This window comes from Micromonospora arida (assembly GCF_003857035.1).
In the GTDB taxonomy this organism is placed as follows: domain Bacteria; phylum Actinomycetota; class Actinomycetes; order Mycobacteriales; family Micromonosporaceae; genus Micromonospora; species Micromonospora arida.
The window spans coordinates 1-15269 of the sequence record NZ_QGSY01000189.1; the positions used below are offsets into that span (position 1 = coordinate 1).

Sequence of the window (15269 nt, forward strand, 5' to 3'; positions counted from 1 at the left end):
GGTTAGGGGACGGCGTAGGTGAGGAGGGGCGTGCCGTCGGCTTTCTGCAGCTCCACGCTGACCAACTCGGCGTCGGTGAACCTCGTCGCGCCGGTAAACCTGAGGTCGTCGCCGGGAGCCGCCAGCCAGGAGCCGATCTGCTCGGTTGCGCCGTTCGGACCCCGCGCCACCAGCCGGAACGGGTACGCCTTGCCGTAGCTCGTCCGCGCGTCGTACCCGCAACGCATGGTCACCTCGGTGCCCCACTTGGTCCCGGTCAGCCAGAGGTCGGCGTGCACCGGCCCGGCGGCAGCCACCGGTCGCATGGCCACCATCGACACCTGCGGTGCCGGGTTGCCCTGCGCGCCGGGCGGCCCGGACCGGTCGACCGGTCGAGGCAGCGCCACGGCGGTGCCCACACCGACCAGCAGCGCCAACCCGGCGGCGGCCAGTGTGGTCAGTGCGTACCGTCGCCGATCCGCGGCGCGTTCCCGACGACGGCGCTGGCGGGCCTCGTCGAGCAGCGCGGGCACCCGGGGCGGGGCCGGCGGCGGCAGGATCTGCTCCAACCCCGCCGGGTCGAGGCGCCCGAGCAACCCGGGCAGGACGGCGATCTCGGCGACCGCCTCCCGACACGAGGCGCAGCCGCCCAGGTGCCGCTCGTAGGCAGCCCGTTCGGCGGGGGCCAAGGCGCCCAGCACGTACGCGCCGTCGTCGTACGCGAACTCGCACCGGGTCATCCCGTCACCCCCATCTCGGCCAGGACCAACCGTAGAGACCGCAGCGCGTAGTGGGTGCGGGATTTCACGGTCCCTGGCGGTACACCGAGGCGGGACGCCGCCTCGGCCACCGACCGCCCCTGGTAGAAGCACTCGACCAGCACCTCCCGGTGGGTCGGGCTGAGCCGGTTCAGCGCCTCGGCGACGGTCCACGCCTCCACCGCCCGTTCGGCCTCGTCGATCGCCTCGGGCGGTTCGGGCAGATCGTCGGTGAACACCTCGCCGACCCGGGTGGAGCGCCGCCGCCAGGCGTCGATGGCCAGGTTGCGGGCGGTGGTGAACAGCCAGGACCGCACCGATCCGCGCGTCGGGTCGAGTGACTCCGGATGTCGCCAGGCCCGCAACAGCGTCTCCTGCACCAGGTCCTCGGCCCGCTGCCGGTCCCCGTTGACCAGCCGCAGGGCATGGGCGTACAGCGCCTCCGCGTGCTCGTCGTGCAGCGCGCGCAGCAGTTGGGCGTCGTGGTCGCTGATGGCGGTCTCCCTCGCTTCCGGCGCGCGTCCGGCGGTGCGTTCGCTCGGGAATACGTGCGGTCACGCCGATCGGTTCAGCCCGAGGTCAGACCGGTTGCGTGTCGGTTGCCACCGACGAAGGTGTTCATGCCCGGTTCACATCGCGGCTGACGAGCGCTCACCACGTCCTCCTAGCGTCCGGCTGGTACGCCGCCTGTCGTGCAACCGACGTCTCTGGAGGCCTCCCCCATGAGCGACCGTCCCCGGCTGCTCCCCCTGTTGAACGGCACCCGCCATGGCACCCGTGATGCCATGACCTGTCTGTACCGGTGCGGAAACGCGTGTGACCACCCGGTCCCGAACACCTCCGACAACGCGTACTTCGGTGACGTGGTGAACGCCGAGGTGTCACGGCGTGGCGTGGTCCGGGCCGGCGCGGTCGGCGCGCTGGTGCTCGGTTTCGGCGGCGCGGCAGCCGGCGCGCTCGCCGGGGCGGCCCCGGCCATGGCGGCCCCGACCACGCCGGACGTTCCGGAAAACTTCGGGTTCGGTCGTCCCAGCACCGGTGCCGGCAACGGCGCGCTGACCTTCAAGCCGATCCCACCGAACAAGCTGGACACCCTGGTCGTGCCGAACGGCTACGACCACGCCGTGGTGATCAAGTGGGGTGACCCGGTGCTGCCGGGCGCGCCGGAGTTCGACCTGCACCACCAGACCGCCGCCGCGCAGTCCAGGCAGTTCGGTTACAACAACGACTTCGTGGGCGTGCTGCCGCTGGACAAGCAGGGCAGGCGGGCGCTGCTCGTGGTCAACCACGAGTACACCAACGAGGACCTGATGTTCCCGGGCTTCCCCGGCCTGGACGGGCTCTCCGTGGAGCAGCTGCGCACCGCGATGGCCGCGCACGGCATGTCCGTGGTGGAGCTTGAGCGGGTCGCGGGCACCGGGCAGTGGAAGCCGGTCGGCAAGGGCCCTCGGCCGTACAACCGGCGGGTCACCGCCCTGAGCACCAAGTTCGACCTGACCGGCCCGGCCGCCGGCTCGGCCTGGCTGAAGACGGCCGCCGACCCCAGGGGCCGCACTGTCGTCGGCACGCTGAACAACTGCGCCGGTGGCGTGACCCCGTGGGGCACGGTGCTCTCCGGCGAGGAGAACTTCAACCAGTACTTCGTGGGCGCCGACGCCGTCGCGGCCGAGCTGAAGCCGAAGCTGGACCGGTACGGCATCAGCACCGCCGCCCGCTACCCCAGCGGCAGCCGCAAGTGGGAGCGCGCGGACGAGCGCTTCGACCTGGCGAAGCACCCCAACGAGGCACACCGGTTCGGCTGGGTCGTCGAGATCGACCCGTTCGACCCGGAAAGCCGCCCGCGCAAGCACACCGCGATGGGCCGGTTCAAGCACGAGGGCGCCAACGTGATCGTCGCGAAGGACGGCCACGTGGTCGCGTACATGGGCGACGACGAGCGGTTCGACTACCTCTACAAGTTCGTCTCGGACAAGAAGTTCATGAAGGGCAACTCCTGGGCTGCCCGCAAGCACAACCTGACCCTGCTGGAGTCCGGCACGCTCTACGTGGCGAAGCTCGACCAGACCAGCGCCGCCGAGATCGACGGCTCGGGCAAGCTCCCCGCCGACGGCGCGTTCAACGGTCGGGGCCGCTGGATCAGGCTGGTCAGCGGCAACCGGTCGTTCGTCGACGGGATGACCGCCGCGGACGTGCTCACCTTCACCCGGCTCGCCGGTGACAAGGTCGGCGCGACCAAGATGGACCGCCCCGAGGACGTCGAGCCGAGCCTGCTCACCGGCAAGGTGTACGTGGCGCTGACCAACAACACCAACCGGGGCGTCGGCAGCAACCCGAAGGCGGACGAGGCCAACCCCCGCAACGCCAACAAGCACGGGCAGATCCTGGAACTGGTCGAGGACCGCAACGACAACACCTCGGAGACCTTCGCCTGGTCGCTGCCGATCGTCTGCGGCGACCCGACCGACCCGTCGACCTTCTTCGCCGGGTACGACAAGACCAAGGTCTCCCCGATCTCCTGCCCGGACAACGTCGCCTTCGACGCCTCCGGCAACCTCTGGATCTCCACCGACGGCAATGCGCTGGGCAGCAACGACGGCCTGTTCGCCACCGCCGTGGAGGGTCCGGAGCGGGGTCACCTCAAGCAGTTCCTGACCGTGCCGCTCGGCGCGGAGACCTGCGGCCCGTTCATCACCGGCGACAACCGCTCGGTCTTCGTCGCCGTGCAGCACCCGGGCGAGATCACCGGGGCCTCGGTGGAGAACCCGGCCTCGAACTGGCCGGACGGTGACTACGCCAAGCCTGGCGTGGTGGTCACCTGGCGCCTCGACGGCGGCCCGGTGGGCAGCTGACGCCGCACCCGCGGCCGAGCGGCGCTGACGTTGCTCCGGCGGTCCGGCGCTGGACCGCCCTGAGAGGCCCTCTCCCAGCCCGGGAGAGGGCCTCTCAGCGTCAGTTGTCGGTGGCGATGCCGTCGGCCACGCCGCGGGCCACGGTGAGCAGCTTGGCGCGTACCACCCGGGCGGAGGTCATCATCTCGCTGGCCGGCAACGCGCAGGCCAGCACGACGCGGCGTTCCATGTCCTTGTCCGGCGCGACGAGCACCGCGGCGCAGGCCACCCCCTGGCGGAACTGCCCCATCTCCAGTTGCATGCCGCGCCGGTCGCCGGCGGCCAGGTCGGCCTCGAAACTCTCGGTGGTGGTCAGCGTGGCGGTGGTGAACGGGCGCATGCCGTACTCGCGCAGATAGCGGTAGCGCTGGTCGGTCGTGAGGGTGGCGAGCAGCGACTTGCCGAGCGCTGTCGCGTGCGCCCCCTCGTCAAAGCCGGGGACCAGATCCTCCAGGTAGGGCGAGCGGTGCCCCTCGGCGACCGCGGTGAGGGCCACCTGACCGCCGACGAACCGACCGAGGTAGTGGCTGTAGCCGGTGTCCAGGGCGGCCCGCCGCAGCGTCTCACCGACCGCCGGCGGGCCCCGGAACGCCGTCACCAGCTCCCGGTACCGGTCGGCCACCTCCAACCCCACGATGTACGTGCCGTCCTCGCGACGGATCACGTAGCCCTCGTAGGCGAGGGTGCGGACCAGGTGGTAGGTGGTGGCCACGGTCAGCTCGCAGCGCCGGGCGATCTGCTTGACGGTCAGGCCCTTCGGGGCGCGACCGACCGACTCCAGCACCCGTAGCGCTCGGGACACGCTGCGAATCAGGTCCGAAGGTTCTGCCAAGGGGTCGCGCACAACCACCTCCGCCGCCGGGGACTTACACCATATGAAAAACAGGCCCGGTGCGAAATGCCTGTTCGGGTCGAGGATGCCAGATCACCATCCACTGCTTGTGCCCCGCCGGTCACCAGGAGTGCGGTGAGCGGGGCTCGCGTAGGTTTGCCGAACGATGACCGACACCTCCAACACCCCCGATCCGGCCGTTGCCGGACCCCGTCCGGTCCGGGCCAGCGCCGGCGCAGTCGTCACCACAGTTGCCTGCGTACTCCCCGTCTTCCTGCTCGGTGGTCTCGCCGTGCAGATGGGCACGGACCTCGGCTTCTCGCCGGCCGGCCTGGGCCTGGCCGTCTCCGTCTACTTCGGGGTCAGCGCGCTAGCCTCGGTGCCCTCCGGGCGGTTGGTCGAGCGGTACGGGCCGGCCCTGGTGGCCCGCTGCGGCATCCTGCTGGCCGCCGGGTCGATGCTGGCCGTGGCCGCCTTCGCCCGGTCGTACCCGGTGCTGGTCGGCCTGCTGGCGCTCAGCGCCGCCGCGAACGCGCTCGGCCAGTTGGCCAGCAACGCCGCGCTGGCCCAGCACGTGCCGGCCCGGCGGCAGGGGCTGTCGTTCGGTGTCAAGCAGGCCGCCATCCCGGTCTCCACCCTGCTGGCCGGGGTGGCGGTGCCCACCATCGCGCTCACCGCCGGCTGGCGGTGGGCGTTCGTGGCCGCCGCCGTGGCCGCGCTGACGACGCTGGCCGCCGTACCCCGGCAGTTGCCCGGCCTGGCCCGGCGGGCCGGTGCCACCCGCGCAGGGCGGGCTACGGCGGCGCTGGTGGTGATCGGTGCGGCAGCGACGTTGGCCTCGGGCGCGGCCAACGCGCTCGGCACCTTCCTGGTGGACTCCGCCGCGGCCCGGGGTCTGTCGCCGGGCCTCGCCGGCCTCACCCTGACCCTGGGTAGCGCGGTCTGCGTGGCGGCTCGGGTGGGCGCCGGCTGGTTGGCCGACCGCCGCGAGACCGGCCACATCGCCCTCATCGCCGCGATGCTGCTCGTCGGCGCGGTCGGGCTGGGCCTGCTCGCGTTGACCGGCTCGGTGCCGTTGGTGGTCGGCGTGGTGCTCGGCTTCGGCCTGGGCTGGGCCTGGCCCGGCCTGATGAACTTCGCGGTGGTCCGGCTCCACCCGCAGTCACCGGCCGCCGCCACCTCGATCACACAGACCGGGGTGTACGCGGGCGGCTGTCTCGGCCCGCTGAGCCTGGGCCCACTCGCCGCCCACCTCGGCTACCCGGCGATGTGGACCATCGCGGCCGTGGCGATGCTGCTCGCCGCCGCTCTCATGCTCGTCGGCAGCAGACTGTTGACCCGCGCCGCCGCCGCAACGGGCCGGGGCGTGGATCAGCTGGTGCGGTCGGCGATGTAGTCGCAGAGCGACTCGAGCGCGCTGCGGGACGGGCCGGGTGGCAGCGGGGCGAGCTGCGCGCGGGCGTCCTCGGCGTAGCTGCGCACGGTCTCCCGGGCACGCTTGAGCGCCGGGCTCTCCCGGAGCAGCCCCAACGCCTCGGCGTGCAGCGCGTCGTCGGTCAACGGGCCGGTCGCCAGGATCTCCCGCAGACGCACCGACGACGCGTCGGAGTCGTCCGCCTCGCGGGCGTAGAGCACTGGCAGCGTCGGGACACCCTCGCGCAGGTCCGTGCCGGGGGTCTTGCCCGACTGCACCGACTCGGAGGCGATGTCCAGCAGGTCGTCGGAGAGTTGGAAGGCGACGCCGATCGTCTCGCCGTACCCGGCGAGGGCCTCCACGTGCTCCGGGGCGGCACCGCCGAACATGCCGCCGAACCGGGCGGACGTGGCGATCAGCGAGCCGGTCTTCTCGGCGATCACGTGCAGGTAGTGGGCCACCGGATCGTCGTCGGCGCGCGGCCCCACCGTCTCCGCGATCTGGCCGTGCACCAGCCGGGCGAAGGTGCGCGCCTGCAACCGGACCGCCTCGGGGCCCAGGTCGGCGGCGATGTCCGCCGCGCGGGCGAAGAGGTAGTCGCCGACCAGGATGGCGACCGAGTTGGTCCACCGGGAGTTCGCGCTCGGCGCGCCCCGACGGACGGCGGCCTCGTCCATCACGTCGTCGTGGTAGAGGGTGGCGAGGTGCGTGAGCTCCATCACCACGGCGGCCGGGACCACCTGCGCGCCGGTCGGGTCACCGAACTGGGCGCCGAGGGCCACCAGCAACGGCCGGAACCGCTTCCCGCCGGCCTCGACGAGGTGCCGGGCGGCCTCGGTGACGAACGGGTCGGCGCTGGACACGCTGGCCCGCAACTCGACCTCGACCGTGTCCAGAAGACCCAGCACGGACGCCTCGACACGAGGATCGGCGAGGTTGAGGCCGAGCGCGCCGAACTGACTCGTGCTCGCCCGACCCCGACGACCGCCGGAGCCGGAGGCACCTGAACGCTCGCCCGCCGGTTTCACCACGCTATCAACCATGCCACACCCGTTCGACCTGCTCCGGCCCGGGGATACGCACCGGGGGCCGGCACGTGAACACGTGCCGACCCCCGGTGATCGATCCTTCGGTCATCGAACGAATTCGGCGGCTCCGGTAGCCAGATCGAGCAGCGGCGCCGGGGCGACACCCAACACCAGAGTCGCCAGCACACCGATCATCAGCGCGGCGGAGGTGAGCCCACCGGGCACCGTGACGGTCGGGGTCGACTCGCCCGGCTCGGAGAGCCACATCATCACCACGACCCGCAGGTACGGGAACGCGAGAATCATGCTGGTCAACACACCGGCGATCACCAGCCAGGCCTGGCCACCCTCCAGCGCCGGCCCGAAGATGGCGAACTTGCTGGTGAAGCCGCTGGTCAGCGGAATACCGGCGAAGGCCAGCAGGATGAACGTGAACAGCGCGGCGAAGAACGGCGACCGTCGGCCCAGCCCGGCCCAGCGGGACAGGTGGGTGGCTTCGCCGTCGTCGTCCCGTACCAGCGTCACCACGGCGAACGCGGCCAGCACCGAGAAGCCGTACGCGACCAGGTAGAACATCGTGCCGGCCAGCCCGTCGCGGCTCGGTGCCAACACACCGACCAGCAGGTAGCCGGCGTTGGCGATCGAGGAGTACGCGAGCAGCCGCTTGATGTCGGTCTGGGTGACCGCGAGCACCGCGCCGATGAGCATGGTCAGCACCGCCACCGCGCCGAGGACCGGCGTGAAGTCCCAGTTGGCGTCGGCGAACGCGACCTGGAAGACGCGCAGCAGGGCACCGAACGCGGCGACCTTGGTGCAGGCCGCCATGAACCCGGTGACCGGGGTCGGAGCGCCCTGGTAGACGTCCGGGGTCCAGACGTGGAACGGGGCCGCCGCGGCCTTGAAGAGCAGACCGATGGCGAGCAGCGCCATGCCGGCGAAGAGCAGCACCGGGCTGGCCGGCGACTCGCCCACCGCCGCGTGGATGGTGGCGAAGTCGACGCCGGCCGTGCGGCCCGGGATGCCTGCGGTGAAGCCGTAGATCAGGGCCACGCCGAACAGGAAGAACGCCGAGGCGTAGGCGCCGAGCAGGAAGTACTTCATCGCCGCCTCCTGGCTCAGCAGACGCCGGCGACGGGCCAGCGCGCAGAGCAGGTAGAGCGGCAGGGAGAAGACCTCGAGTGCGATGAACATGGTCAGCAGGTCGTTCGCCGCCACGAAGATCAGCATGCCGCCGATCGCGAACGTGGTCAGCGGGTAGACCTCGGTGAGACCGTTGCGCCCCTCGGCCTGCCGCCGGTCGTCGGCCGACTCCGCGGTCACCGCGGCCTGGGCGACGAACGCCCCGCCCCGCTCGACCGAACGGTCACCGATCAGCAGCAGCGCCATGGCGGCCAGCACCAGGATCGCGCCCTGGAGGAAGAGCGTCGGCCCGTCGATCGCGAGCGCCTGGCCCGCGGTGATGATCCGCTCATCGGCGCTGAGGACCACCATGGTCAGTGCCGCGAGCACCGCGAGCAGCGCCAGCGTCAACTGCACCACGTGCCGCCAGCGACGAGGCACCAGGGCCTCGACCAGCACGCCGAGCAACGCCGTGCCCAGCATGATCAGGATCGGAGAGATCGCCGCGTAGTCGATCGACGGCAGCTTCAACTCGGTCACGGTGCCGACCTTTCGTTCGCGACTGCGGTGCTCCGCTTCGCTGCACTCCTCGCGCTCACCGGCGCGCCTCCTGGACGGTGCCGCCCACGGACGGCGCCGGGTCGGTTCTGCCGATGTCGTCCATGGTCGCCTGGACGGCGGGGTTGATCACGTCAGTGACCGGCTTGGGGAAGAAGCCGAGCAGCACGATCAGCGCGATCAGCGGGGCGACCACGACCTTCTCGCGCAGGTTGAGGTCCCGGCGCATGCCGTCGACCTCGGTCAGCGCCGGGTTGAGGGTGCCCTGGGTGGTGCGCTGCACCATCCACAGCACGTACGCGGCGGCCAGGATGATGCCGAGCGTGGCGATGACCGCGACCGGCTTGTTCACCGTGAAGGTGCCGATCAGCACCAGGAACTCGGAGATGAACGGCGCCGTGCCGGGCAGCGCGAGCGAGGCGAGACCGGCGAAGAAGAGCACCCCGGCGAGCACCGGGACGAGCTTGCCCGCGCCACCGAAGTCGCTGATCAGCGACGAACCACGCCGGGAGATCAGCATGCCCACCACCAGGAAGAGCAGGCCGGTGGCCAGCCCGTGGTTGAGCATGTAGAGCACCGCGCCGGTGCCGGCCTGGGTGGTGAAGGCGAAGATGCCGACGCCGATGAAGCCGAAGTGCGCGATCGAGGTGTACGACACCAGCCGCTTGAGGTCGTTCTGGCCGACCGCCAGCAGCGCGGCGTAGACGATGCCGATCACGCCCAGGGCCAGCGCCCACGGCGCGAACCACTTCGACGCCTCGGGGAACAGCGGCAGGCAGTAGCGCAGGATGCCGAAGGTGCCGACCTTGTCCAGCACGCCGACGAGCAACGCCGCCGCGCCCGCCGGGGCGGCGCCACCGGCATCCGGCAACCAGGTGTGGAACGGGAAGAACGGCGCCTTGATGGCGAACGCGAGGAAGAAGCCGAGGAACAGCCACCGCTCGGTGCCGGTGCTGATGTCGACCTGCGAGAGCGCCTGCCAGTCGAAGGTCTTCCCGCCGACCACCCACAGGCCGATCACCGCAGCCAGCATGAACAGACCGCCGACGAGCGAGTAGAGGAAGAACTTCACCGCCGCGTACTGCCGCTGGTGGCCGCCGTAGCTGCCGATGAGGAAGTACATCGGCACCAGCATGACCTCGAAGAACACGTAGAACAGGAAGACGTCGGCAGCCGCGAAGACGCCGATCATCGTGCACTCGAGGACCAGCAGCAGTGCGAAGTAGACGGGCACCGACCGCTTCGACGACTCGGCGTCGTGCCACGACGCCAGGATCACCAGCGGCACCAGCACCGCGATCAGCATCAACATCACCAGCGCGATGCCGTCGGCGGCGAAGGTGAAGCTGACCCCCCAGTTCGGAATCCAGGAGTACGACTCGCGGAACTGGAACCGGTCACCGCCGGCGTTGAAGCTGACCCACATCACCACCGAGAGCACCAGCACGAGCAGCGACCAGGCGAACGCCACCTGCTTGGCCAGCTCCGGGCGGTGGCGCGGCAGGAAGGCCACCACCAGGGCGCCCACCAGCGGCGCCACAGTGAGCACCGAGAGGAACGGGAAGTTGGACATTATGCGGCCTTACCTCCGTCGTCACTGCGTGGTCCGCCGGCGGGGGCGGCCGGAAAGAGGTCGATCACGCCAACCACCCCGCCTGCACCGCCAGGAACGCCGCCATCACCAGCAGCGCACCGGCCAGGATCGAGGTGGCGTACGAGCGGACAAAGCCGGTCTGCATCCGACGGAGGCGACCCGAGCCCCCGCCAACAGCGGCGGCGAGCCCGTTGACGAGCCCGTCGATGCCCCGGTTGTCGAGGTACACCAGCGCCCGGGTGAGGAAGATGCCCGGCTTCTCGAAGACCGCCTCGTTGACCGTGTCGGTGTAGAGGTTGCGCCGGGCGGCGGTGACCAGCACCCCGGCCGGCTGCGGCGCGGTGGCGGTGCCGGCCCGGAACAGGAACCAGGCGAGGCCGGCACCGAGCACCGTGACCAGCAGCGACAGGATCGTGATCACGGTGTGCGAGAGGACCGCCGCGTGCTCCGCCTGCTCGCCACCCAGCCCGGCGGTCTCCGTCAGCCAGTCCGGAACGGACGTGGCGAGCAGGAAGCCGGCGCCGACCGACCCGACCGCCAGCAGGATCAGCGGAATGGTCATCAGCTTCGGCGACTCGTGCGGGTGCTCGATGTCCTCGGTCCACCGCTGCGGCCCGTGGAACGTGAGCACGAACAGCCGCGTCATGTAGAACGCGGTGAGCCCGGCACCGAGCAGTGCCGCACCGCCGAAGAGCCAGGCGGTCCAGTCCTCCCGCTCGAAGGCGGCCACGATGATCGGCTCCTTGGAGAAGAAGCCGGAGAAAGGGAACATGCCGATGATGGCCAGCCAGCCCATCATGAAGGTCAACCAGGTGATCTTCATGTACTTGGACAGCCCACCGAAGCGGCGGATGTCGACCTGGTCCTTCATTCCGTGCATGACCGAGCCGGCGCCCAGGAACATGTTGGCCTTGAAGAAGCCGTGCGCCAGCAGGTGCACGATGGCCAGCGCGTACGCCGCGCCGCCGAGGCCGACACCGAGGAACATGTAGCCGATCTGGCTCACCGTCGACCAGGCGAGCACCCGCTTGATGTCGTCCTTGGCCGCACCGATGATGCAGCCGATCAGCAGGGTGAGTGCGCCGACGCTGACCACCACGAGTTGCAGCGTCGAGTTGGCCGAGAAGATCGGGTTGGACCGGGCGATCAGGTAGACGCCCGCGGTGACCATGGTGGCGGCGTGGATGAGCGCCGACACCGGGGTGGGGCCCTCCATCGCGTCCGGCAACCACGCCTGGAGCGGGAACTGGCCGGACTTGCCGGCCGCACCGAGCAGCAGCAACAGGCCGAGGACCAGCACTGTGGTGCCGGTCAGCGCGCCGACACCGTTGAACACCTCGTCGTACTGGGTGGTGCCCAGGGTGGCGAACATGATGAAGATGCCGATGGCCAGGCCGGCGTCGCCGACCCGGTTCATCAGGAACGCCTTCTTGCCGGCGGTGGCCGCGCTCGGCCGCTCGGTCCAGAAGGAGATCAGCAGGTACGACGCCAGACCGACGCCCTCCCAGCCGAAGTACAGCATCACGTAGTTGTTGCCGAGCACCAGCAGCAGCATCGCCGCGACGAACAGGTTGAAGTACGCGAAGAACCGACGACGGCCCGCGTCGTGCGACATGTACTCCACCGCGTACAGGTGGATCAGGAAACCCACCCCGGTGATCAGCAGTACGAAGACCGCGGCCAGCGGATCGAAGAGCAGGCCGAAGTCGACGCGCAGATCACCGACAGCGATGAAGTCCCAGAGGCTCAGCTCGACCGACTTGTTCTCCAGGCCACGCAGCTGGAAGAAGAAGCTCAGGCCGAGCACGAACGCGGCGCCGATGGCGGCGACGCCCAACCAGTGCCCCCAGCGGTCGGCCCGGCGGCCGAGCAGCAGCAGGATGGCCGCGCTGACCAGCGGGATCGCCACCAGCAGCCAGACGCCCCCAAGCAGCCCCGTGGCCTGGGCGTATTCCACAGTCTCTTCCACCGGTGGACCCCTCTAGTACTTGAGCAGGTTGGCGTCGTCGACACTCGCCGAGCGTCGCGTCCGGAAGATGGACATGATGATCGCGAGCCCGACCACGACCTCGGCCGCCGCCACCACCATCACGAAGAACGCCATGATCTGGCCGTTGAGGTCACCGTTGATCCGGCTGAAGGTGACCAGCGTCAGGTTGGCCGCGTTGAGCATCAGCTCCACGCACATGAACAGCACGAGCGCGTTGCGCCGGACCAGCACCCCGGCGGCGCCGATGGTGAACAGCACCGCGGCGAGCACGAGGTAGTAGGTCGGCTCGACCGAGAAGAACGATTCCATTACTTGTCCGTCCCCTTCAGCGAGGTCTCCTCGGCGGTCAGCTCGCGCTGCGGAAGGATCGCCGGGGTGCTGCGGTCGGTCAGGCGACCGTCGGGCAGCCGGGCCGGGGTGGCCACCGAGGAGGAGGTCGCGAAGACGCCGGGACCCGGCTTCGGGCCGGGGTAGTTGCCCGGGGCGAAGCGCGCCTTCATGGTCGACACCTGGTCGATCTTGTCCTTCTTACGCCGCTCGACGTGGGCCAGCACCATGGCACCGACCGCCGCGGTGATCAGCAGCGCCGAGGTCAGCTCGAACGCGAAGACGTACTTGGTGAACAGCAGCCGGGCGATGCCCTGCACGTTCCCCTCGGCGTTGACCTGCTCCAGACCGACCGTGTTGGTCCGGTCCAGCGCCTGATAGAGCCCGGTGCCGACCAGGCCGGCGAAGCCAAGGCCGAGCACGATCGCGGCGACCCGCTGACCGCGCAGCGTCTCGATCAGCGAGTCCGTGGAGTCGCGGCCAACCAGCATCAGCACGAAGAGGAAGAGCATCATGATCGCGCCGGTGTAGACGATGATCTGCACCATGCCGATGAACGGACCGGCCTGGAGGACGTAGAACACGCCCAGGCAGAGCATGGTGAGCACCAGCCACAGCGCCGAGTGCACGGCGTTGCGCGCGGCCACCATCCCGATCGCGCCGATGAGCGCGAGCGGGGCGAGGATCCAGAAGGTGACCGCCTCGCCGGTGGCGACCGAACCCGCCGCGGCGAGCACCGTAGACGTGGTCATGCTTTCTCTCCCTCGCCGGCCGCGACGCGCTGGGCGGCCTGCTCGGCGCCCGGGAACGTCACGCCGGGGTGCTCCTCGACCTGGTAGCGGCCGGGGCCCATCGGGGACGTCTCCGCACCGGCGGAGGTGCCCGGGTTGTCCAGCGCGCCGACGTAGTAGTCCTTCTCGCTGTCACCCAGCCGCATCGGGTGCGGAGGCTGCTCCATGCCCTCCAGCAACGGCGCGAGCAACTGCTCCTTGGTGAAGATCAGGTCCTGCCGGTTGTCCCGGGCCAACTCGTACTCGTTGCTCATGGTGAGCGACCGGGTCGGGCAGGCCTCGATGCACAACCCGCAGAAGATGCAGCGGGCGTAGTTGATCTGGTAGATGCTGGCGTACCGCTCACCCGGCGAGAAGCGCTGCTCGTCGGTGTTGTCGCCACCCTCGACGTAGATCGCGTCCGCCGGGCAGGCCCAGGCGCACAGCTCGCAGCCGATGCACTTCTCCAGGCCGTCCGGGTGCCGGTTGAGGATGTGCCGCCCGTGGTAGCGCGGCGCCGACACCGGCGGCTTGAACGGGTAGTCGGTCGTGACGACCTTCCTGAACATGTGCGAGAAGGTGACACCGAATCCCTTGAACGTTCCGGTGATCGCGCCCACGTCACACCTCCCTGGAGTCCGAGCCGGCAACGATGTTGGCCGGCTCCCGCTCGGCGACCACGCGCGTGATGCGCGGGCTCGGTGGTACCTGAAGATCCATCGGTGGCAGCGGGAAGCTCCCGTGCGGCCGGTTGTCGACCTGTTCCTGCGTCGTCGGCTTCGGCTTCGGGCGCCGGCTGGGCCAGAAGATCGTGGCGATCAGCAGGATGCCGGCCGGGATGCCGACGGCGATCATCTTGCCGCGGGTGTCCCAGTCCTCGATGGAGCGCAGGCCCGACAGGACCAGGATCCAGGCCAGGTTGATCGGCAGCAGCACCTTCCAGCCGAGCCGCATGAACTGGTCGTACCGCAGCCGGGGCAGCGTGCCACGCAACCACACGAAGACGAAGACCAGGGCGATCACCTTGCCGAAGAACCAGAGCATCGGCCACCAACCGGAGTTGGCGCCCTCCCAGATGGTGATCGGCCAGGGCGCTCGCCAACCGCCCAGGAACAGCGTGGTGGTGACCGCGGACATGGTCACCATCGCGACGTACTCGCTGAGCATGAAGAGCGCGAACTTCAGCGAGCTGTATTCCGTCATGAAGCCGGCGACCAGCTCGGACTCGGCCTCGGGCAGGTCGAACGGCGCCCGGTTGGTCTCACCCACAGTGGCGATGAAGAAGATGATGAAGCTCGGCAGCAGCAGGATCGCGTACCAGCCCGGTGCCGGGATGGTCTGGCCGAAGACGGTCAGCTGGGTGCCGTCGCCCTGAGCGGCGACGATCCCGCTGGTGCTCATCGTGCCGGCGGTCATGAAGACCGCCACGATGCTGAGCCCCATGGCGACCTCGTAGGAGATCATCTGGGCGCTCGACCGGAGACCACCCAGCAGCGGGTACGTCGAGCCGGAGGCCCAGCCGCCCAGCACGATGCCGTAGACGCCCATCGACGAGCAGGCGAGCAGCAGCAGCACCGCCACCGGCACGTCGGTGACCTGCAACGGCGTCTGGTGACCGAAGATGCTCACCATCGGGCCGAACGGGATCACCGACAGGGCGGTGACCGCGCAGATCACCGAGATGGTCGGAGCGAAGAAGTAGACGACCTTGTCGGCCGCCTTCGGGAGGATGTCCTCCTTGAAGGCCATCTTCAGGCCGTCGGCGAGGGTCTGCAGCAGGCCGAACGGGCCGACCTGGTTGGGGCCGGGCCGCACCTGCATGTAACCGACCACGCGCCGTTCGAACCAGACGCCGAGCAGGGTGGCCAGCAGACCGAAGGCGAACGCGAAGACAATCTTGCCGAGAACCAGCCACCACGGATCCCGGCCGAAGTCGGCCAACGTCGGATCCTGGGCGAGGTAGGAGGGACTCACTGTGCCCACCTTTCGTTCGCGACTGCGGGGCTCACTCG

General features: G+C 69.9%; 13 protein-coding genes. 2 read left to right on the forward strand and 11 right to left on the reverse strand.

Going from position 1 to position 15269, the window contains the following annotated elements:
- Positions 1–2: 2 nt before the first annotated feature.
- Complete coding sequence (locus DLJ58_RS17310) at positions 3–719, reverse strand: anti-sigma factor family protein (protein ID WP_124857689.1); 717 nt, start codon at positions 717–719, stop codon at positions 3–5.
- Positions 716–1210, reverse strand: coding sequence for a sigma-70 family RNA polymerase sigma factor (locus DLJ58_RS17315; protein WP_231393341.1), 495 nt, complete (start codon positions 1208–1210; stop codon positions 716–718). Before DLJ58_RS17315 ends, DLJ58_RS17310 begins: the two co-directional genes overlap by 4 nt.
- 249 nt (positions 1211–1459) lie before the next feature.
- On the opposite strand from DLJ58_RS17315, the gene DLJ58_RS17320 reads away from it, so the two are divergent.
- Positions 1460–3586 carry a PhoX family protein gene (locus DLJ58_RS17320; protein WP_124857691.1) on the forward strand — a complete coding sequence of 709 codons (2127 nt, stop codon included), beginning with the start codon at positions 1460–1462 and terminating at the stop codon, positions 3584–3586.
- 100 nt (positions 3587–3686) lie between these two features.
- Here DLJ58_RS17320 and DLJ58_RS17325 read toward each other — a convergent pair whose 3' ends face one another.
- On the reverse strand, positions 3687–4469 hold the full coding sequence (locus DLJ58_RS17325) for an IclR family transcriptional regulator (RefSeq protein WP_091395539.1): 783 nt from the start codon (positions 4467–4469) through the stop codon (positions 3687–3689).
- A gap of 154 nt (positions 4470–4623) precedes the next feature.
- On the opposite strand from DLJ58_RS17325, the gene DLJ58_RS17330 reads away from it, so the two are divergent.
- The gene (locus tag DLJ58_RS17330; RefSeq protein ID WP_124857693.1) at positions 4624–5853 is read left to right on the forward strand and encodes an MFS transporter; all 1230 of its coding nucleotides are present in this window, start codon (positions 4624–4626) and stop codon (positions 5851–5853) included.
- On the opposite strand, the gene DLJ58_RS17335 is transcribed toward DLJ58_RS17330, so the two are convergent.
- The 8 genes from DLJ58_RS17335 to nuoH form a co-directional block, all read right to left on the reverse strand.
- Positions 5829–6914, reverse strand: coding sequence for a polyprenyl synthetase family protein (locus DLJ58_RS17335; protein WP_124857695.1), 1086 nt, complete (start codon positions 6912–6914; stop codon positions 5829–5831). The two genes, DLJ58_RS17330 and DLJ58_RS17335, sit on opposite strands and share 25 nt — an antisense overlap.
- 90 nt (positions 6915–7004) lie before the next feature.
- Positions 7005–8558, reverse strand: coding sequence for an NADH-quinone oxidoreductase subunit NuoN (gene nuoN / locus DLJ58_RS17340; RefSeq protein ID WP_124857696.1), 1554 nt, complete (start codon positions 8556–8558; stop codon positions 7005–7007).
- Positions 8559–8613: 55 nt separating this feature from the next.
- On the reverse strand, positions 8614–10149 hold the full coding sequence (locus DLJ58_RS17345; RefSeq protein ID WP_124857698.1) for an NADH-quinone oxidoreductase subunit M: 1536 nt from the start codon (positions 10147–10149) through the stop codon (positions 8614–8616).
- 64 nt (positions 10150–10213) lie between these two features.
- On the reverse strand, positions 10214–12139 hold the full coding sequence (gene nuoL / locus DLJ58_RS17350) for an NADH-quinone oxidoreductase subunit L (RefSeq protein WP_124857700.1): 1926 nt from the start codon (positions 12137–12139) through the stop codon (positions 10214–10216).
- Positions 12140–12151: 12 nt separating this feature from the next.
- Positions 12152–12469 carry an NADH-quinone oxidoreductase subunit NuoK gene (nuoK, locus tag DLJ58_RS17355; RefSeq protein ID WP_112638712.1) on the reverse strand — a complete coding sequence of 106 codons (318 nt, stop codon included), beginning with the start codon at positions 12467–12469 and terminating at the stop codon, positions 12152–12154.
- A complete protein-coding gene (locus DLJ58_RS17360; protein ID WP_124857702.1) occupies positions 12469–13239 on the reverse strand; it encodes an NADH-quinone oxidoreductase subunit J in 771 nt (256 codons plus the stop codon). Before DLJ58_RS17360 ends, nuoK begins: the two co-directional genes overlap by 1 nt.
- On the reverse strand, positions 13236–13877 hold the full coding sequence (nuoI, locus tag DLJ58_RS17365; protein WP_124857704.1) for an NADH-quinone oxidoreductase subunit NuoI: 642 nt from the start codon (positions 13875–13877) through the stop codon (positions 13236–13238). Before nuoI ends, DLJ58_RS17360 begins: the two co-directional genes overlap by 4 nt.
- 1 nt (position 13878) lies before the next feature.
- The gene (gene nuoH, locus DLJ58_RS17370) at positions 13879–15231 is read right to left on the reverse strand and encodes an NADH-quinone oxidoreductase subunit NuoH (protein ID WP_124857706.1); all 1353 of its coding nucleotides are present in this window, start codon (positions 15229–15231) and stop codon (positions 13879–13881) included.
- Between the last annotated feature and the right edge of the window lie 38 nt (positions 15232–15269).

Bases quoted from the DNA above. Each gene is read 5' to 3' on its own strand.
- DLJ58_RS17345 (WP_124857698.1), bottom strand. From the start codon at position 10,149: ATGTCCAACTTCCCGTTCCTCTCGGTGCTCACTGTGGCGCCGCTGGTG.
- DLJ58_RS17335 (WP_124857695.1), bottom strand. From the start codon at position 6,914: ATGGTTGATAGCGTGGTGAAACCGGCGGGCGAGCGTTCAGGTGCCTCC.
- DLJ58_RS17320 (WP_124857691.1), top strand. From the start codon at position 1,460: ATGAGCGACCGTCCCCGGCTGCTCCCCCTGTTGAACGGCACCCGCCAT.
- DLJ58_RS17310 (WP_124857689.1), bottom strand. From the start codon at position 719: ATGACCCGGTGCGAGTTCGCGTACGACGACGGCGCGTACGTGCTGGGC.
- nuoK (WP_112638712.1), bottom strand. From the start codon at position 12,469: ATGGAATCGTTCTTCTCGGTCGAGCCGACCTACTACCTCGTGCTCGCC.
- DLJ58_RS17360 (WP_124857702.1), bottom strand. From the start codon at position 13,239: ATGACCACGTCTACGGTGCTCGCCGCGGCGGGTTCGGTCGCCACCGGC.
- DLJ58_RS17330 (WP_124857693.1), top strand. From the start codon at position 4,624: ATGACCGACACCTCCAACACCCCCGATCCGGCCGTTGCCGGACCCCGT.